This is a genomic window from Adonisia turfae CCMR0081 (genome assembly GCF_011009555.1).
GTDB lineage: Bacteria > Cyanobacteriota > Cyanobacteriia > Phormidesmidales > Phormidesmidaceae > Leptothoe > Leptothoe turfae.
The window spans coordinates 1,649,939-1,668,755 of the sequence record NZ_QXHD01000004.1; the positions used below are offsets into that span (position 1 = coordinate 1,649,939).

The window sequence follows — 18,817 nt, forward strand, 5'->3', positions numbered from 1 at the left end:
GTGACCCTCAAGTGGCAGTCTGGAAATCACTCTAAGAAAGAAGGGAAAGAGTCTTCCCAGGCTGAATCTGATATCAATAACAATTGAGGCGATCGCCGTGTCTGGCTTACATAAATCAGAAGATTTAGGCAATCAAACATTGCAGCCGTCTTCTAGTGCTTTGCAAACCCCACAGTTGCTGACTAGCAAATCGGCTGACAATGTGGTCAATAGTGGTGAAACAGACTGCGACTGTGCTTGTCCTAACGCGCCTTTTACCATTACCACAACAAACCTATTAGACACTACATTCTCTACCTGGCCAGAAACCTATACGGTGTCTCTACGCCAGGGGTATCAACTGGCGTTTAGTCCCTTTGCTCCTGCTGGTCCCAGTGTGTTGAATCCAGCCGCATGGCAGCGATACCAAACCTTTCACCAACAGGCCCAGCCATTAAAAGAGACAATCGATCATGAACTGGTACAACAAAATTTATTGATTCCCACCGGGCATCAGCCTCAGATTCAACCCACTGCCCCCGATCAGCTGACGGCCTGGTTACATGTTACTAATGCCTGTAATTTGGATTGTCCCTATTGCTATGTGCGTAAATCGTCTGCCCATATGAGCTTAGAAACGGGCTTAGAAACTGTAGACAATCTTTTTACCGCTGCTTGTCGTCAGGGATTTTCTCGAATTAAGCTGAAATACGCTGGAGGAGAAGCCACACTTCACTTTTCCCTGGTTCAAACACTACATGAACGGGCCATGGCATTAGCCCAAAAAACGGGATTGGAGTTAAGAGAAGTGGTACTCAGCAACGGAGTTACCCTGACTTCTACCATGTTGAACTGGTTTGAATCGACGCAAGTACGTTTAATGGTCTCCTTAGATGGTTTGGGTGCCGTCCACGATCGGCAACGTCCACGCAAAGGAGGAGGGGCGAGCTTTGAACAGGTAATGCACACGTTAGAAAATTTAGTGCAGCCGCGTCAAATTGATCTACACCTGAGTGTCACAGTTACGGGGGCCAGTGCGCCCTATCTAGCGGATTTAGTACAGTGGATACTTGACCACAACTGGCCCTTTAGTCTGAACTTTTATCGCCAAACTCCGTTGAGTGCTGATCGTCAAGACTTTGAACTAGAACAGCAGACTATTATTGAGGGCATGCAAGCTGCCTATCGTGTAATTGAGCAGACCATTGACCAGGCAACGGTGCAGAATTTACCGTCGCGCCCCCTGGTCAATGGCCTATTGGATAAGGTGCAATCCCAGGCCCATACCCACACCTGTGGTGTGGGGCAAACCTACGCGGTGGTCACTCACACTGGGCAAGTGGCCCAATGTCAAATGCACCTGGATCAGCCGATTAGCGATCATCTCGATGCTCATCAGCTTTTGCCTACATTGGCCCATGGTCCGATTCAAAACCTATCGGTACAGGAAAAGCCAGAGTGCCAGACCTGTACCTATCGCTACCGCTGTACGGGGGGTTGCCCGGTGGAAACCTTTCGCGTTACTGGCCGTTGGGATGTAAAAAGTCCTAACTGTACTATTTACCAAACCCTTTATCCAGAACTGTTACGATTGGAAGGATTACGTTTACTTAAATGCCACGGTTATTAAATTGGGTATTGCCGACATTCTTGGACGTAGTTTATAGCGATTTTCAATCGTATTGAATACATCCTTTTCCCCACAATTCGCGCTTCACCACTCACTGTCATAACCAGAATTCTTAGCGTTGACACGCACTAATCCTGATAAAACATTTCTAAACTCTCTTGATTGCCCACATATCGCCAGTGCCAGGGCTCATAGGCAACATTTTGATTGTTGTCTTTAGTAAACGACATTTCAAAGCCGTAGTAGGCTGCATTCTCTTTTAGCCAGCGAAAGGCTGGAGTCTCTTCAAAAGAGACGTTGAGTTCAGTGGCAGGTTGTGAGAGGTCAACAAAATCAACTGCGTAGCCTGTGTGATGTTCGCTATATCCAGGAGGGGCGCTGACCTCTGCACGGGTTTGAGTCGTTTGGCCCCGTTCTGCCTTCAGGTCAAAAAACAAGTATTGCTGATCTTCTAAGGAACGAAACCCAGAGATAACACCCAAACGTACACCCACCGCTTTAGCATCGGTGATCATTGTTTCCACCTTTTGAGCGGCTTCAGGTTTGAGCCGCACCATGGCATTAGTCGACAATGGGGTCAGACTAGTGGCATCGGCAATATCGTAAGGACGATGGCCCAAAAGACTATTGGGGCTACCCGGTTCATTGCTGTCTGGAGTGGCTGCTGGTGTGTTGGCAGTGACATCCGGGGTCTCTGCAGCAACGGCAGAGCTGGTTGTGGTAGCGGGCGGTGCTTCAATGTCAGGTGCATCTGTCAGTGATGTACTGGGCCTTAGCCACCAGAACCCGGCACTGCCCAACCCTAAGACTGCCATCGTCAGGAAAATCCACGGTGTGATGTTTGCAGGAGAATTAGCTAACGCTGGCTCAGCGCTTGCCATCAAGGTTTCACGCCTAGCTTCAGGGATATCGTCAGTAAAATTTGCCATGGATTTGCCAGGGTCTGTGAATGGGTCACTCATACGTTCTGCGGCTAGTGTATGGCATCAATGTTTTTTTGAGGCAAGTTAACAAAAAAAATCCTATAAAAACCAAGAAAAAGTCTAAAACCTCTATCAATTGGGCCAACTTCCGTGGCAAACTTTCATCAACGAATGCTATCCATCAGGGAGCAACATGCTTAAGGCCTGTGATCACAGGCATTGGGCGTCTCATTGTGGGCGTTGCTGATCCTAAGTATGGCTCCATCTGTAAAGTCTTGGCTAATTGCCCGTCTTGCAGATTGATTCATCCTCTGAATCAGCAGCGGCTTATTGTTCACAAGTTATGGACTTGTTGAGGAACCCCCATGGCCTTTGAATATCCTGACAATTTGCAATATACCGATACTCATGAGTATCTAAAGATTGACGGTGACATCGTTACCATTGGCATCACAGAATTTGCCATTGACCAGTTGGGTGATGTTGTGTTTCTGGAACTGCCTGATTTGGGTGATAACGTAGAAGTTGGTGAGAAGTTTGGCACGATTGAGTCTGTCAAAGCGGTAGAAGATCTAAAGTCTCCTGTGAATGGTGAGGTTCTTGAGCGCAATGATCAGCTGCTAGATGCCCCGGAGCAAATTGGTGATGACCCCTATGGTGATGGCTGGCTGATTCGGGTCAAAGCTGATGATTTGGATGATATTGATGACGATACGATGACGGCTGAGGAATATACCGAACAGGTCGAGGGTCTGTAGGGGGACATTCAACGCCCTTACAGAGGTGCCATATTTGAAAAGCAGGCTTTGAATTGCAGGTGAAATCCCCAATGAAATAGGTAAGAATAAGTACTTGTAGCCATCAGCTTATGTCTGATGGTTTTTGCTTGTTGGTTCAGCTGGTGTTCAGCTTGCTGGTGTCAGTCCATAAAACTGCTTTATCTGGAGCTATTGATGTCCTACGAACAGTCTGAGTCGATGTCTGCAACCATTTCAAATACCTGGGCTAATGAGTTAGCTGTACCCAATGATTTTCCTCAACGGCACATCGGTCTGACTAAGACAGACATCGCTCAGATGCTATCGGTGCTGGGGTATGACAGTCTAGAAGCACTGATTGATACAGCGGTGCCTGGTGAGATTCGATTAGCCAGTGCCTTGTCTGTGGGAGAGGGGATGAGTGAGCATGGGGCGTTACAGAGTATTCGTGCGATCGCAACCCAAAATCAGGTCCTTACCAGTTACATTGGCCTCGGTTACTACAACTGCATCACCCCGCCCGTCATCCAGCGCAATATTTTAGAAAACCCCGGCTGGTACACCCAGTACACCCCTTACCAGCCCGAGATTTCCCAGGGTCGTTTAGAAGCGCTACTGAACTACCAGACCATGGTCAGCGACTTGACGGGGCTGGAAATTGCCAACTCATCGCTGCTGGACGAAGGCACGGCTGCTGCTGAAGCCATGGCCCTGAGTCTAGGCGTGTGCAAAAACAAAGCCGCCAAGGCCGCCAAGACATTCTGGGTATCAGCCAGCTGTCATCCCCAAACGATTGAAGTGATTCAAACCCGTGCGCTGCCCTTGGGAATTAACGTGGTGGTCAGCGAGGCTCCCGATTTTAGTCAACCTTTGTTTGGTCTGCTGTTGCAGTATCCCGCCAGTACTGGGGCGATCACCGACTATACCGATGTGATTGCCACTGCCCACGAAGCGGGGGCGCTGGTGACCGTTGCCGCCGATCTACTGAGCCTGACTCTGCTAAAGGCTCCGGGCGAGATGGGGGCAGATATTGCTGTGGGCAATACCCAGCGCTTGGGTGTGCCATTGGGCTATGGCGGTCCCCATGCTGCCTACTTTGCCACTAAGACGGCCTATGCCCGTAAGCTGCCCGGTCGTCTGGTGGGTGTTTCCAAAGACAGTAAGGGCAGACCGGCTCTGCGCTTAACCTTGCAGACGCGTGAGCAGCACATTCGTCGGGACTCGGCGACCAGCAATATTTGTACGGCCCAGGTGCTGCTGGCGGTCATGGCCAGCATGTATGCGGTGTACCACGGTCCAGTTGGACTCAAGGCCATTGCCACCCGAGTACATCGGTTGACGGTGGTTCTGGCGGCAGGGCTGAGTAAGCTAGGGTTTGAGCTGCCGCAAGCGCCATTCTTTGACACGTTGGCGGTGGATGCGGGTGAGCAGGCTGGGGAGATTTGCGATCGCGCCCTCACCCAAGGTATTAATCTCCGCCGCATTGATGCCACCACCATTGGTATTTCCCTGGATGAAACCACCACCCCTGAGGCTGTTATCCATCTCCTTAAGGTATTTGCAGGCCAGCTGCCGATGCCAGCCATAGAACTGCTTAAGTCTGAGCCCACTATCCCCACAGAGCTGGCCCGTACCAGTGACTATTTAACCCATCCAGTATTCAACAGCTACCACTCAGAAACCGAGATGCTGCGCTATATGTACGCGCTGCAAATGAAGGATCTGTCCCTGGCCTCGGCCATGATCCCCCTGGGGTCCTGCACCATGAAGCTGAATGCCACCGCTGAAATGATGCCGGTCACCTGGCCTGAATTTGGTCAGATTCATCCCTTTGCGCCTTTGGAGCAGACCCAAGGCTATCAGGTTTTGTTTGGGCAACTAGAAACCTGGCTGGCTGAGATTACTGGCTTTGCTGGCATTTCTCTACAGCCCAATGCCGGGTCCCAGGGGGAGTACGCTGGTCTGTTGGTAATTCGTCAATATCACCAGTCACGAGGTGACGAGCACCGTAATATCTGTTTAATTCCTCAATCTGCCCACGGTACAAACCCAGCGAGTGCTGTCATGGCCGGTATGAAAGTTGTCAGCGTTAAGTGCGATGACGACGGCAACATTGATGTGGCGGATCTGACTGCCAAGGCTGAGAAGCATAGCGATAAGCTAGCGGCTTTGATGATTACCTATCCGTCCACCCACGGTGTATTTGAAGCCACTATCCGCACTGTGTGCGACCTCATTCATCAGCATGGTGGTCAGGTATATATGGATGGGGCCAACATGAACGCTCAGGTGGGCCTGTGTAGCCCGGGGGACATTGGTGCCGATGTGTGTCACCTGAATCTGCACAAAACATTCTGTATTCCCCACGGCGGTGGCGGCCCGGGTATTGGCCCCATTGGTGTACAAAAGCACCTGGTGCCCTTCTTGCCTGGCCATAGTCTGACGCCCGCCCTGGGCACTGAGCAGTCCGTCGGTGCGGTTGCAGCTGCCCCCTGGGGAAGCGCTAGCATTCTGCCCATTTCCTGGATGTACATTCAGATGATGGGGACTGCTGGTCTGCTCCATGCCACTGAAACAGCGATTCTCAGCGCCAATTACATTGCCAAGCGTTTGGCAAGTCACTACGACATTCTTTATAAGGGCAATGCTGGTTTGGTTGCCCATGAGTGCATATTGGATCTGCGTGGCTTTAAGAAGTCGGCCAATGTGAATGTGGATGATATTGCCAAGCGCATGATTGACTATGGTTTCCATCCGCCCACGATGTCCTGGCCGGTGGCAGGCACCATTATGGTGGAGCCGACTGAAAGTGAGTCTTTGGCAGAGCTGGATCGCTTCTGCGAAGCAATGATTGCCATCCGTGATGAGATTAGCCAAATTGAGGCGGGTGAACTGCCCCAGGATAATAATCCGTTGGTGAATGCGCCCCATACGACGGTGGATCTGACGGCTGATTGGGATCGACCCTACAGTCGTGAGCAGGCGGTACATCCCACACAGTGGACCAAGAACCGTAAGTTCTGGCCGACGGTGAATCGGATCGATCAGGCCTATGGCGATCGCAACTTAGTCTGCTCCTGCCTACCCATGGAGGCCTACGAAGCGTAGTTATTGATTGCCAATGTTTGGCTAGTTATCACGTTTATACAGTGCATAAAATATTGTCTAGCAATCTCTTTTTTGTTGGCTCGGTGCATTTAGTTTGCGATCGCTAACAGCTTTCGTCTGTAGCTATGTGCAACTCAAGCTGCCATACTACTGAATCATCTACAACCAGCAGACGCTGCCCTTTTAGAACAACTGCGGAACTAGCTGTCTACAATGAATCTAGAGAATGGATCTAGGCGGTCAGTGCGGCATTTTGCTCCCTTAAGAGTTGCTAAAATTAGTCTTTGTAGGACAAATGCTGCAATGAAACATCCTGATCTAGCGTTAATTTTAGAAAAAGTGAAGCAGTTTCTTAGCAACCTGTATCAGGAACGGCTGCAAAGTATTATCTTGTATGGCTCCCAAGCTCGGGAGGATAGTCGTTCAGATTCTGATATAGATCTTTTGGTAGTTCTGAACGAGCAAGTCAATCCTTATCAGGAAATTGATAGAACAAGCCAGTTTATTGCACACCTGTGTCTTGAATTTGATGTGGTGATCTCACGGCATTTTATTTCTGTAGAGAAGTTTCATACAGAGAATAATCCTTTTCTCTCTAATATTAAAAAAGAAGGTATGACTGTATGACAGCTAACCTGAATGCATTTATCGATAAGGCAAAAGAAAGTTTAGTAGCTTCTAAACTCTTGGCTGATAACGGCCTTTATGACTTTGCTGGTTCAAGGGCGTATTACACCATGTTTTACATTGCCGAGGCGTTCCTGTGGAAGAAGGGACTATCCTTTTCTAGTCATTCTGCTGTTATTTCAGCGTTTGGTAGAGAGATTGCTAAGCCAGGTTTGGTTCCCGTTGAGTTGCATCGTTATTTGATCGATGCTCAAGATAAGAGAACACAAGGTGATTACAACATTGATGATACTAATCTGAGTTTGGATGAGGTACAGATCCTGATTCAGCAGAGTGAGCGGTTTATTGCATTGGCAGAGCGGAATTTACTGTGATTATTTTGATCAGTATTGAGTTGGAGTTTTCGGTGGCTGAGCTTTATCGCGGTACTGATGCTACATGAGTAGAATAGGGACGTGAGTTCCTCAGTTGCATCCTATGTCTTCGCCTGGAAATCAGCCCGATAATAAGTCTCTGGAAGAAAAACTTGCTGATGCTTTGACCAAGTTTTTGGTGCTTGGCGGTGGCGGTTATGGCCTATACAACCTTTATCTAGAGGACATTCCAAAGGCGGCTATCTCATTTGGGATTTCTCTGACGACCAGTTTGGTTACCAGCTTTGGGCAGCCGATTATCGACAAGTGGAAATCTGGATTGAAGTCTTCTGGTGAAAAAACAGCAGATGCATTGAATGAGGAATTCGACAAAGCGACGTCAAGGGTACTGAATCGTGGCTTTGATAAGCAGTATTTGGAGGCGTTGAAGGTTCAGTGCGATCGCATTGAACTAGAAGGTTTTCAAAACTTACAGCCTCTAGCGTTGGATAAGGTTTATGTGCCGCTGCAGATTCAAACCCGTGACCAGCTGAATCTATCAGGCCAGAAAACAATTTGGGATTTTTTGCCCAAACGTTATCAAACACCGAGCCAGTCACCCCATCGACGTATCGCAATTTTGGCAGCTCCGGGCTATGGCAAAACGACACTGATGCGCCATTTGACCCGTACCTATGCCATTGACCCACCGGACGATACTCCGCAGTTTATTCCAGTACTGCTGCGCTTGCGAGAAATTTATGGACTATTACGGTGGATAGATGAGGACGAACAAAGGACTTGCTCCTTGAGTGAGCTGATTGTGGAGCATATTCCAAAACAGCGAGGCTGTAAGAACCTGAAGCCTTCAAAACATTGGTTTGATCAGGTTCTTAAAGAGGGCAAATGCGTGGTGCTGTTTGATGGGTTAGATGAGGTACCCAAAGCTCAGCGGCAGGCTGTGCGTCGTTGGGTGGATACTCAGATGCAGGATTATGGCAATGTGCAGTTTATTTTGACATCGCGGCCCCATGGCTTTGACCTGCGGCCTGATGAGCCTAGTCATCCGATTGAAGTTGATACTCGGCTAGAAGTGCTGAAGTTTAATAATCCTCAAAAGGAAACCTTTATCAATAACTGGTATCGGGCGTTGTATGAGCGGGAGTGGAGCAGTAATCAGCAGGAACGAGGAGAGCAGCTAGATTCTGAACAGGTTAGTGCTCACATTGAGGATGAGGTGAAAAAAAGTGCGGCTGATTTAAGAAAGCAGTTGTTTGCAGATATCCAACTAACGGCCATTGCCAGTAATCCGTTGTTGCTGACGTTGATTGCGAACACTCATCGGGCGGATACGTTTTTGCCTAAGCGACGGGTGGAGCTATATGAGCGCATTTGTAATTTATTTCTGGGAACTCGTCCCTATGCGAAAGGGACCAAGCTGAGTCTGACGGCGACAGAGAATAAGGCGTTGTTGCAGTTATTAGCTTGGGAGATGGTGCAGAGAGAGACTACGCAGTTTACGCTAGTGGAAGCGACACCTTGGATCGCAGAGAAGCTTGCTCGATGTACCAAAGGGCAATCGTTTGGGTCTAAACAGTTTTGGGAAGAGATACGTGATATTTCGGGACTTTTAGTAGAAAAAGAAACGGAATTATATGAGTTTAGTCACCAAACGTTTCAGGAATATTTAGCAGCCTGTCATGTTAAGGAATTAGGTGAAGCAGGAGAAAAGATTCTGTTTGAGAATTTAGTCAATGACCACTGGCAAGAGATAATCTGTTTTTATGCATCCCAGAAAGATGTGACTCAAATAGTTCACACTCTATTGCAACTATATTCAAAAACATCTGAACTTTACTTATTAGAATTAGCTAAACGCTGTTCTAATCAAGGACGAGAGATTTCTACAAATACACGAAAAGAATTAGATGCAGTCTTGCTGGATAAAGCTGAATTCGCTTCAGTCAGTTCTTATGCAGGGCTAAAATTAATACTAGATGGTAGTAGTCAACAAGCGTATTCCTTGGGAGGAGGTGTCGACTTATGCCAGTTTTCTCGAGAGTTTACAGAGATAGTTCTGAAGAAGAATTTTAATGAACTCATTCCAATTGATAATGATACTGTTATTCGGGATTCTTCTATTTCAGGAAGAGAATATTGGCTATTCTTACAGGATGTAGCTAATAATCACTTTAATGCTCCAGTCAATCCTGGGAAATGGTTGCAGTCAGAGCTTAATGACCAACAATCTCATTTATCGCTTACTTGGGATGAAGCTAACTGGTTTTGTGCTTGGTTAAGTACACAAACTGGGCTCGCACCAGACAATGCTGTCTATGATTATCGCTTACCGACAGAGGTAGAATGGAGGCAAATCCTGAAAAAATATCGCTTAGCTCCACATGGTAAAGGGCAGCAGCTGATTCCCACTACTGAAGCGATTCTATTAAATGGAGATCTTCAAGCTTTTACCCAGTCAACTAAGACTGCTGGTGATCTTCTTTATGTTGTTCGTGAGCGGATTCATATGCGTTATGCAAATCTTATTAACTATCTAGTTAATAACCGTTGGGAAGAGGCAGATAAAGAAACTGAGAAGGTCATGCTAGAGATTGTAGGTTGGCAAGAATCTGACTGGTTAGAATCTGACTGGTTAGATGTAGAAAATATTAGAAACTTTTCTTGCAAAGACCTACAGCTAATTGACCAACTATGGCTGAAATTTAGTGGAGGGCGCTTTGGTTTCAGCATACAAAAAGAGATTTATTTAGATGCTGGTGGCGTCGCTGATTTTCAGCATTATGAAATAGCAGCAATAGGATTTGGAGTAGCTGTTGGATGGAGAGAAAATGGTGTTTGGACATATAATTTAAGACTGGATGGTTCTGGTCCAAAAGGGCACTTACCATTTTGCGAATGGAATGGTCTGTTCCGAGCATCTCGTAAGACAGCCATATTTTCTCGTGCTCATATTTGTGGACTTTAGCAACTATCAAAAAATAATTATGCCAATATCTCAAAATCGGATAATTCATTATGGGATTGAAAATATAAAGCAGTTGCCAATATAAAATGTGGGCCATGTTGGGGCATGAATCGCGATATGTAAAACTATAAAATGCTTGATATTGTTGGGTTTCGATAAGCTCAACTCAACCTACGATTGTGCGATCGTGTTGTTTAAATGTACTTAATTGATAGGTCTCAACTTTGTCATAGAAATTTTTCTCAGGGTTTGTTTCCCTTTGGGGCTTACCCTTTAGCTGTGAGATCGCACTCTCTCGTCTATGGCTTACGATGCTTTGCTACGATGAATGCATACTTGCCAACTAATTATGAAGTCGGTTCCTATTCGAGACGAAATTCTAGCTCAGCTTAAAGCCCAGCAACCTGTTCTACAGGAGCTAGGTGTTTCCTCGTTGCAGCTCTTTGGCTCAGTTGCCAGAAATCAGGCCACTGCCGATAGCGACATTGATTGTTTAGTAGAGTTTTCCCGTCCTATCGGGCTATTTGGTCTGAGTAAAATTAGGTTATTTCTTCAAGATCTGCTTCAGTATCCTGTAGATATTGGCACTGAAGATGCATTGAAAGAACACTTAAGACAGCCTGTTTTAGAGGATAAAATTCGTGTCTTCTAGGACTTGGAAATTACGTGTCCGAGATATTTTAATCGCTATTGAAAGCATTAGACAGCGAACGTCAGGGCTGACCTATGAAGCATTTTCTAAAAATGAAACCCTGGTTGATTCAATATTGTACAAATACGTTGTTATTGGAGAAGCTGCTAGGCAAATTCCAGAGGAAATTCAAGACCGTGCACCAGATGTACCCTGGCGTTTAATGAACGATATTCGGAATGTGATTGCCCATGAGTATTTCCAGGTTCGTTTGGATATCGTATGGCAAGGTATTCATGAGGAGCTTCCTCTATTGGTAGAACCGTTGCAGCGTCTACTAGAAAGTGAAGCAGAAGATTAGATATAGCGAAGAATAATTTTTCTTTCTATGTAGCCAATGCGTAGGTTGGGTTGAATATATGAAACCCAACAAATCCAACCGTCGTGTATTTCCCGATCCGCTTTATGGTTCGTATTGTGGGATTTTGGCAATGTTGGGTTAATCAGGTTGTTGTGTGCAGGCGAGAGATTTTAGTGGTGTGGAATCCAACCTACAGGTTTGATGTCTATGAGTCGACAAATTCTTGTAAATTCTACATGTAATAACGTTTGCTTTCAGTAGAATAAGTGCATAAAATCCCTTAGATGAACGTGCGCTATGTCTTTACCTGGAAATCAGCCGCCTAAGAGGTCTTTCAAAGAAAAGCTTATTGCTGTTGCGCCTAAGGCTAGGGAAATACCACAGTTAGTCATTTGCAGTACGCTTGCCAGTTTGTTGTTAACCAGTGCTGGTGTGGTTATGTCAGCGATGGCTGCCAAGGCTCAGATTGTGCCCGATGCCACTCTAGGTAATGAAGGTTCCACAGTAATATCGGGGGCAATAATTCAGGATGATATAGCTGATTTGATAGATGGAGGAGCCAAACGAGATAGTAATCTCTTCCATAGCTTTTCAGAATTTAACGTGAATGCCGGGCAACGGGTCTATTTCGCGAATCCTGATGATGTAGAGTCCATTCTCAGTCGAGTAACCGGGAATGACGGGTCAGATATTTTTGGCACCCTGGGGGTGGATGGACCAGCGGATTTGTTTTTTGTAAACCCTAACGGCATTATCTTTGGCGAGCAGGCGGTGCTGGATGTGGAAGGGTCATTTTATGTGACCACGGAGGAGGCAATTTCGTTAGGTAATGGCGTGTACAGTGCTACTGCACCGGATACAAGTCAATTGTTGACGGTGTCTCCAAGTGTATTGGTTGGTCAGTACTTAACGAGAAATTCTGGAGATATTACAAGCCGAGGGCAGCTAGCAGCTCAAGAGAATCTTGCTATGGTAGCTAATACTCTGGATTTACAAGGACAGATGGCAGCTGGAGATGACCTGACCCTGCTGGCAGAAAACGTCAAGATTCGAGATACGGCAACGGACCCTTTTGTCGGCTTTGCTGGTGATGAACTTCGAGTACAGGGCCGTGAGCAGGTGGACATTTTAGCTTTGAGCCATAGGGATAGCGGGCTATATTCCTATGGCAACATGGTGTTACAGTCAGCAAATCCGGTGGGTGGCGATGCCCACTACTGGAGTGGTGGTGATTTTCGAGTAGAGGCCCTAGATGGTGCGCTAGGCAGTTTAGAGAGCCCAGTGGATCCGATTATTCGCACCCTGGGAGATGTAGAAATTGATGGATATAGGGGAAGTTCGCTGCACATCTTAGCAGGCGGATCAGTGAAGATCGGCACTGCAATCATCACAGAGCCAGATGCTGGTGCCCTAGGAGTAGATTTTTTGCGGGAAACCATTACCCTATTAGACGACACAGTGGTACAGGTGGATGGTGGTGCACAGCCAACATTAGATATTCGTGCTGGGGTCAAACCTGAAGCGCTTGGAGAACCACCCCTTAGTCTGTTAACAGGCTTTGATAACAACACATTTGACCTATTGCCAGTTCCTATATCTGAGACCAATATTCCATCTGGTGCAAATATTGAAATTGGTGATGTTGCACTTTGGGCCGCTAATGGGTTGGTGTTGTTAACGAATCATTACCAGCCCAATGAAACTCTAACAGGCAATATTTTGATCACAGGCGACGGACTCTTTGATCTCGGAATTTTTGCAGACAGAATTAGGGGGGCGCTAAATAGTCAGGTGGAAAATGCATATTTTGACTCCCGTAACAATGTGACAGTGACTAACGCCTTGATTGCGACGTCCGGTATTGGGGATGTTGGGGATATTGTGATTAACGCTGAGGGTCTGGTGCGGTTTGAGGGCGCGGTCGTAGCTACTAATCTGTCTAATGAACAAGGGCAGGGCGGTGATATTCGAATCAGGGCAGAGTCAGTGGAGGTGCTCGATGGCACGGATGTAAGCGCATCAATATCTGGACCTGGAAATGTAGGCGGTGTGATGATTACGGCTCAAGATCGTGTCGTCTTTAATGATAGCAATATCTCTAGCAGGTCTGTTTCTGCTGGAACTGGTGATAGCGGTAATATCGTGCTCAAGGCGAGGACAGTGGAGGTGCTCAACGACACACGCCTAAGAACTTCCACTTTTAGGGCTGGGAATGCAGGCGATGTGGTGATTATGGCTCAAGATCGTGTTGTCTTCAATGATAGCAATATCTCTAGCAGGTCTTTCTCTACAACGAATGGAGATGGTGGCGCTATCGAGATTACGGCAAGAAGCTTAGACGTACTCAATGGGTCAAGACTAGAGACCGATGCTAACGGCAGTGGAAATGCAGGCAGTATTGTTATTGATGTTCGTGATGGGGTGCGGTTTGAGGATAGTAGTGGCAGTAGTCGGGTATTTGGCAGTTCTCAAGGGCGTGGCGGCAATATCACAATCACGGCTAGAACACTAGAGATACTTAATAGGGCATTTCTAACAGCATCAACATCCGGTACTCAGGATGCAGGTAATATCGTGATTACGACTGAAACGCTGGATGTACTTAATGCTGGCCTAACAACAGCGACGTCTGGGGCGGGAGATGCTGGCGATATCGTAATTATGGCTCAAGATGGTGTTGTCTTGAATGACAGCGAAGCCTCCAGTCGTGTTCAAAGGGATGGCGATGGGAATGGTGGCGATATCGTGATTACGGCTGGAGCGCTGGACGTAATCAATGGAGCAAGATTAGATGCTGATACCGAGGATGCAGGGGATGCAGGGGACATTATGATTAATGTTCGTGGTCGCGTTCGGTTTGAAGGCACCAGTGCTGATGGTGTGTTTGGTAGTGGGGCTACTAGTGGCGTACTCAATCCTTTTACGGACGGTAATGGTGGCGATATCGTGATTACGACTGGGACGCTGGAAGTGCTCAATGGTGCCTCTCTAGCGACAGGCACGTTTGGACTTGGGAATGCAGGCAAGGTAGTAATTACGACACGCGATCGCATTCTCATACAAGGTAATGCAGGCATTAATACTAGAAGTGATAAGCTTTCCTCTACTGGTGAAGGAAATGATATTCGTATTGTTGCTCCTTTATTAATTTTGAAGGAAGCTGCACTGTTGGCTGATACTAACAATTCCCAACCGGGAGGAGATATTATTCTTACCCTGGGGCGTCTGGAGATACTCGACGGCGGTCAGATAATTTCGAGTAGCCAAGGTAGTGGAGTGGCTGGCAATCTTCGCATTGACGCCACTCAAGGGGTGCTTGTGGCAGGTAGAAATCCCAACTTTAGCAATCTAGTGGCTGCTGATCCTGAGCTTGCTGAAGTGTTAAGTGCCCAAAGTATACTTTCTGTACGCTCTACCGCTAACGGTACCGCAGGCAACATCATCATCGGTACAGCGGGTACTACACCAGAAATTTTTCTCAACGATAGTGGTCAAATCATCGCTGAATCCGCTAGCACCGATGGCGGCAACATTTTCATAACTCTCAATGATTTGTTGCTTCTCCGCAACCAAGGTCTTATCTCCACCACAGCAGGTACCGCCCAAGCCTCTGGTAACGGCGGCAACATTACCATCAACAGCCCCTTTATTGTTGCCATCCCCAACGAAAATAGCGATATCGCCGCTGACGCATTTGAAGGCACTGGCGGCAATGTTAACATTACTGCCCGAGGTGTTTTTGGTATTCAACCCCGACCCCAACGTACCCCCCTCAGCGATATCACTGCCAGTTCCGAGCTAGGCATCAACGGTACCGTCAACCTCGCCACCCTCAACACCGATACCCTTGAAAACAGCCTAACTGAACTCGACGATACCCTTATCGACCCAACAACAATCACGGCCAGTAGCTGCATCGCTGCCGGTGCTACCGACGACCAAAGCTCATTAATTATCACTGGTCGCGATAACTTACCTGCCGGTCCAGATGACGTGAGTCTGACAAACTATTCCACCGAGACAGTACAATTAGTCACATCCACACCATCGATATCATTGCAAGAGCCTAATGCTCTATATCAGCTGACAGATGGCCGATTAGTCTTAGGTCGTCAGTGCTAAATTAACCCACCCTAACATCTACGATTTGTTCAAGTATGAACCACGCAGCTAAAAAGACCAACTAGACTACCATTTTTAGTCAGTGCCAGCACTAACCTAGGAAACACAGAGCCCACCATAGACTCATCATCATCGTCACCTCTTTCGTCCACACTCACAAACACAGGAGCCTGTAACTCTGGTGTTTCATTAAACCATTTCGCTAGAGCTTGCCAAGCTTTGACATAACGTTCTTCACTTTGCCTGTACACTTTATCCCCATCATCTTCGCCATAGTCCAGGTCTGCATTGTCTTCTACCCGACTGACGATTCCGTCTAATGGCTCAACCGTGATTCTGGCAGTATAGTGAATGGTGCCACCAAAGGCTGAACGTATTAAGTCTTCTGTAATCTCTTCTGGAATACTAGAGCCACTATTCGCAACAATATAGAATGGTGAGAAGTCATGATCGCCTTCATCTGCCATCTTGATATATATGCCATCCATAATGTCAGCGGTTTCCTGGGATAGGCGCTGACATAGGTCAAACTCGGTCGGATGGTGGTTGTGTTCTACAACATCTCCATCTCGACAAATGATCCCACAAGAATAAACAACCGCTCTTTTTGAGATGATATTCCAGTCCCACTCATCTTCTGGAACAGAATCAGCTAACTCACTGATATCCATGATTTCCATGCAGTCCATCATGGGTTCAAGGCGGGTTTGATCGATTTGACAATTTTGGATCACACTAAATACCTCTTGGAATTCTTAGATGACAATCATTGATAAACAACGGCTTTGTTTAGAACGTCTAATGAACAGAGCTTAGATAGGTATATTGAGACTGCTAGGTAAATTTCTATGACAAATGTTATCCACTGACATGACTAATCTCCATGGTGGAGTTGAAATGGCTATGCAGACCTTACTAATCAATGGTTTTAGCCTCATGAGTCCATCAATTAAAATCAGACAGTCTAACCTAGACTAATTCTACATTATCTCCATTTTTCGGGATGCATCCACATTTTCCCATGGCAATGCTTGGTTGGGTTGAATCTATGGAACCCAATAAAACCAACCGTTGTGTATTTCCCAACCTAATCCAACAACCATCAACCCAACAATGGGTTTCCAAAATCAGAAAAAATTAAAATACCAGCTTTTCCTCCTTGGAAATTACTGCTACAGGCATGTATCCATATTTAAATACAAGCCTCAAGCAACCCAAGGCAATCACCATGGCACCTGAACCCTCCATTCCTGGCAGTCAGTCTTACAATGTTCAGTCTGTTTCGACTAGAACCATAGAAGAAAAAGGCAGTCCCTATGAGATGCCGAAGATTCCCTCATCAGGTTTCACCTGGGATACCCATAACCACCATGAGATGATGAAAAAGCAAGAGACAATGAAAAAAGAAGACCTAGTCCCCGATTGGGTTTGGGAGTACGGCATTATGGGATAAAGGCTAACCTTCAATTGTTGCTTTCCCACAATATGACTAGCACGGGTATCAATAACGTCTGGGCTCGTAAGCTGCTGTATGGGATATGTTTTATCTTTAAAACATGATCCAAATATAATGTTGGCCCATACAGCCTTATGTTCAATCTGCCGAGCCAACTCAATCGAGTCAGCGGTCTTGTCGTTCTTCAGGTCTGTTGTCTTGGTTTGTGTCCCTCACTTTCCGCCAAGGCAGACGCCATAGCGGTTGAGGACTTAACCCGCAATGGCACCCAGCCCATTACCCAACTGCCGGTGGCAACAGCAATCGCCCGAGAAACCTATGTTGAAGAGCAGCGATCGCACATCCAACCCCACAACTACAGTCTGGTCCTCTATCCCTTTACCGAAGAGCACCAGACCCACTGGCAAAACCTCCTCTGGTCTACGGGCATTTTAGAACCACGGGCTGCATACATTGATGAGGCTATTGCATACCTGATGGGGCAAGCCAACGCATTTCAGCTATCGGCCAATCAACGCCAAACCATAGAAATGGCGTTTCAAATCGGTACCCAGCTGTATTTAAGCGCTCCAAATGCCCATCCTAAAATTCGGCAGGCCATGGCGGATGCCGTTGACCAGGTGCACAATACCAAATGGTCAGCCATGGCCTTATCTGCCCTGGCTCAAGGTGAAACGACGCCTCAACAGCGATATGTCCTCAGCGATCGCATCCGCCAACGCTTCCCCAACTGGCACCAAGACCTATACCTCAGGACTACTCTGCATGATGTGGCTGCCATCGATCACCCGATTGCCATGCCGCCCCTGGATGAGCTATTAGATTGGACCATTGCTCCTGAACAGTTGCATCTCTACGTGCTCTGCTCTTCTGACCGAGGCCAGCTGTGCCAGGCCGTACTCAAAGATCGCCAGGGCAAATTTGTACGCGAAGCAGACGGACAGCTATGGTCTGTGCCGTTGGGGTTGCGATCGCTCCACACCGGTCTCTCCTGGAACTTCACCCGAGGCGAAACACCTCAAGGAGTTTATCGCATCAAAGGCACCATTCCCCAGCCCGATACCGACTACTTTCGACCCTACGGTCAATTTGCCCTGGTGCAGCTGTTTGTGCCCCACGAGCCCGGTGTACAAGCCTTTTTACCATCCCAAACTAAGGCAGGCCAGGCATCCTGGAGCGGTGGACTGGCTGCCTACCAGGTGTTGCTGCCCCCAACCTGGCGTAATTATTTACCCATTCAGCAAACCTACTGGGCCGGCAAAGCAGGACGTAACTATTTCCGCATCCACGGTACCGGTGAAGATCCAGGCTTTTTTGCCAATAGCCGTCAGTACCCTGCCAGCGCAGGCTGGAATCCTACCATTGGTTGTCTGTCTGCCATTGAAATCTACGATCATCAGGGGCGGCTACAACGGGCTGATATGCCCAAAATTTTGGCCGCCTTGACGGATATTGATGGCGAGGATTTCGCTGGATATCTTGTCGTTGTGAACATTCCAGAAGCTGACAGACTAAATGTGGAGGAATTCCTTTTGGGGCAGCAGGATTAACTATCTAGAACCTAATACCTTTGTTAACCAGTCCTTTATTTTTCTACTGCCTCCTTATTTTTTGTTGCCGAGGGTGAATATCAGGAATTGCTCCTGGTATGTAATGCTGCCCCAGGGCAACCACAAGGAATTGATTCTGTTCTGCCTTGTCGTTTCAGGGCAACCACAAGGGATTGCCCCTACTTCCCATTCCCTTTAACTCCCGTATGTTGAGTTTTTTAGATTTCATGACAGCACAACACAAGGCTGCGGGAAGCATCTAGACTCTAGGTTCTAGCCCAAAATACGCTATGTTTCGACACTTGTTCCCGCTTGTTGTTATTCCTTTAATTG

General features: G+C 47.2%; 13 protein-coding genes. 11 read left to right on the plus strand and 2 right to left on the minus strand.

What is annotated here, in order from left to right; all coding sequences use genetic code 11:
* Positions 1-97: 97 nt before the first annotated feature.
* The gene (locus DXZ20_RS38485) at positions 98-1,609 is read left to right on the plus strand and encodes a radical SAM/SPASM domain-containing protein (RefSeq protein WP_163698242.1); all 1,512 of its coding nucleotides are present in this window, start codon (positions 98-100) and stop codon (positions 1,607-1,609) included.
* Between the two features lie 128 nt (positions 1,610-1,737).
* On the opposite strand, the gene DXZ20_RS11305 is transcribed toward DXZ20_RS38485, so the two are convergent.
* Positions 1,738-2,538 (minus strand): M15 family metallopeptidase, encoded by an 801-nt coding sequence (locus DXZ20_RS11305; RefSeq protein ID WP_163698244.1) that lies wholly within the window; start codon positions 2,536-2,538, stop codon positions 1,738-1,740.
* A gap of 359 nt (positions 2,539-2,897) precedes the next feature.
* On the opposite strand from DXZ20_RS11305, the gene gcvH reads away from it, so the two are divergent.
* The 8 genes from gcvH to DXZ20_RS11345 all read left to right on the plus strand — a co-directional run bounded on the left by gcvH (position 2,898) and on the right by DXZ20_RS11345 (position 15,478).
* A complete protein-coding gene (gcvH, locus tag DXZ20_RS11310) occupies positions 2,898-3,290 on the plus strand; it encodes a glycine cleavage system protein GcvH (protein ID WP_006515337.1) in 393 nt (130 codons plus the stop codon).
* A gap of 195 nt (positions 3,291-3,485) precedes the next feature.
* Positions 3,486-6,398, plus strand: coding sequence for an aminomethyl-transferring glycine dehydrogenase (gcvP, locus tag DXZ20_RS11315; protein WP_163698247.1), 2,913 nt, complete (start codon positions 3,486-3,488; stop codon positions 6,396-6,398).
* 303 nt (positions 6,399-6,701) lie between these two features.
* On the plus strand, positions 6,702-7,025 hold the full coding sequence (locus tag DXZ20_RS11320; RefSeq protein WP_163698249.1) for a nucleotidyltransferase domain-containing protein: 324 nt from the start codon (positions 6,702-6,704) through the stop codon (positions 7,023-7,025).
* Positions 7,022-7,399, plus strand: coding sequence for a HEPN domain-containing protein (locus DXZ20_RS11325; protein WP_163698251.1), 378 nt, complete (start codon positions 7,022-7,024; stop codon positions 7,397-7,399). Before DXZ20_RS11320 ends, DXZ20_RS11325 begins: the two co-directional genes overlap by 4 nt.
* A gap of 103 nt (positions 7,400-7,502) precedes the next feature.
* Positions 7,503-10,364 carry a GUN4 domain-containing protein gene (locus DXZ20_RS11330; RefSeq protein ID WP_163698252.1) on the plus strand — a complete coding sequence of 954 codons (2,862 nt, stop codon included), beginning with the start codon at positions 7,503-7,505 and terminating at the stop codon, positions 10,362-10,364.
* 349 nt (positions 10,365-10,713) lie between these two features.
* Positions 10,714-11,016 carry a nucleotidyltransferase family protein gene (locus DXZ20_RS11335; RefSeq protein WP_163698255.1) on the plus strand — a complete coding sequence of 101 codons (303 nt, stop codon included), beginning with the start codon at positions 10,714-10,716 and terminating at the stop codon, positions 11,014-11,016.
* Positions 11,006-11,356, plus strand: a complete 351-nt coding sequence (locus DXZ20_RS11340; protein WP_163698257.1) for a HepT-like ribonuclease domain-containing protein — start codon at positions 11,006-11,008, stop codon at positions 11,354-11,356. Before DXZ20_RS11335 ends, DXZ20_RS11340 begins: the two co-directional genes overlap by 11 nt.
* A 297-nt stretch (positions 11,357-11,653) precedes the next feature.
* Complete coding sequence (locus DXZ20_RS11345; RefSeq protein ID WP_163698259.1) at positions 11,654-15,478, plus strand: two-partner secretion domain-containing protein; 3,825 nt, start codon at positions 11,654-11,656, stop codon at positions 15,476-15,478.
* A gap of 29 nt (positions 15,479-15,507) precedes the next feature.
* Here the strand turns inward: DXZ20_RS11345 and DXZ20_RS11350 are convergent, their stop codons facing one another.
* Positions 15,508-16,212: a hypothetical protein gene (locus tag DXZ20_RS11350; RefSeq protein ID WP_163698261.1), complete on the minus strand. Its 705-nt coding sequence runs from the start codon at positions 16,210-16,212 to the stop codon at positions 15,508-15,510.
* A 494-nt stretch (positions 16,213-16,706) separates the two neighbouring features.
* On the opposite strand from DXZ20_RS11350, the gene DXZ20_RS11355 reads away from it, so the two are divergent.
* Together DXZ20_RS11355 and DXZ20_RS11360 are read left to right on the plus strand one after the other, a co-directional pair.
* Positions 16,707-16,931: a hypothetical protein gene (locus DXZ20_RS11355; protein WP_163698263.1), complete on the plus strand. Its 225-nt coding sequence runs from the start codon at positions 16,707-16,709 to the stop codon at positions 16,929-16,931.
* A gap of 137 nt (positions 16,932-17,068) precedes the next feature.
* The gene (locus tag DXZ20_RS11360; protein WP_163698265.1) at positions 17,069-18,484 is read left to right on the plus strand and encodes a hypothetical protein; all 1,416 of its coding nucleotides are present in this window, start codon (positions 17,069-17,071) and stop codon (positions 18,482-18,484) included.
* Positions 18,485-18,817: the final 333 nt, after the last annotated feature.

What these genes read in the sequence shown, in the direction of transcription:
- DXZ20_RS11305 (WP_163698244.1), bottom strand. Translation starts at nt 2,538, where the DNA reads ATGGCAAATTTTACTGACGATATCCCTGAAGCTAGGCGTGAAACCTTG.
- gcvH (WP_006515337.1), top strand. Translation starts at nt 2,898, where the DNA reads ATGGCCTTTGAATATCCTGACAATTTGCAATATACCGATACTCATGAG.
- gcvP (WP_163698247.1), top strand. Translation starts at nt 3,486, where the DNA reads ATGTCCTACGAACAGTCTGAGTCGATGTCTGCAACCATTTCAAATACC.
- DXZ20_RS11320 (WP_163698249.1), top strand. Translation starts at nt 6,702, where the DNA reads ATGAAACATCCTGATCTAGCGTTAATTTTAGAAAAAGTGAAGCAGTTT.
- DXZ20_RS11325 (WP_163698251.1), top strand. Translation starts at nt 7,022, where the DNA reads ATGACAGCTAACCTGAATGCATTTATCGATAAGGCAAAAGAAAGTTTA.
- DXZ20_RS11330 (WP_163698252.1), top strand. Translation starts at nt 7,503, where the DNA reads ATGTCTTCGCCTGGAAATCAGCCCGATAATAAGTCTCTGGAAGAAAAA.
- DXZ20_RS11335 (WP_163698255.1), top strand. Translation starts at nt 10,714, where the DNA reads ATGAAGTCGGTTCCTATTCGAGACGAAATTCTAGCTCAGCTTAAAGCC.
- DXZ20_RS11345 (WP_163698259.1), top strand. Translation starts at nt 11,654, where the DNA reads ATGTCTTTACCTGGAAATCAGCCGCCTAAGAGGTCTTTCAAAGAAAAG.
- DXZ20_RS11355 (WP_163698263.1), top strand. Translation starts at nt 16,707, where the DNA reads ATGGCACCTGAACCCTCCATTCCTGGCAGTCAGTCTTACAATGTTCAG.
- DXZ20_RS11360 (WP_163698265.1), top strand. Translation starts at nt 17,069, where the DNA reads ATGTTCAATCTGCCGAGCCAACTCAATCGAGTCAGCGGTCTTGTCGTT.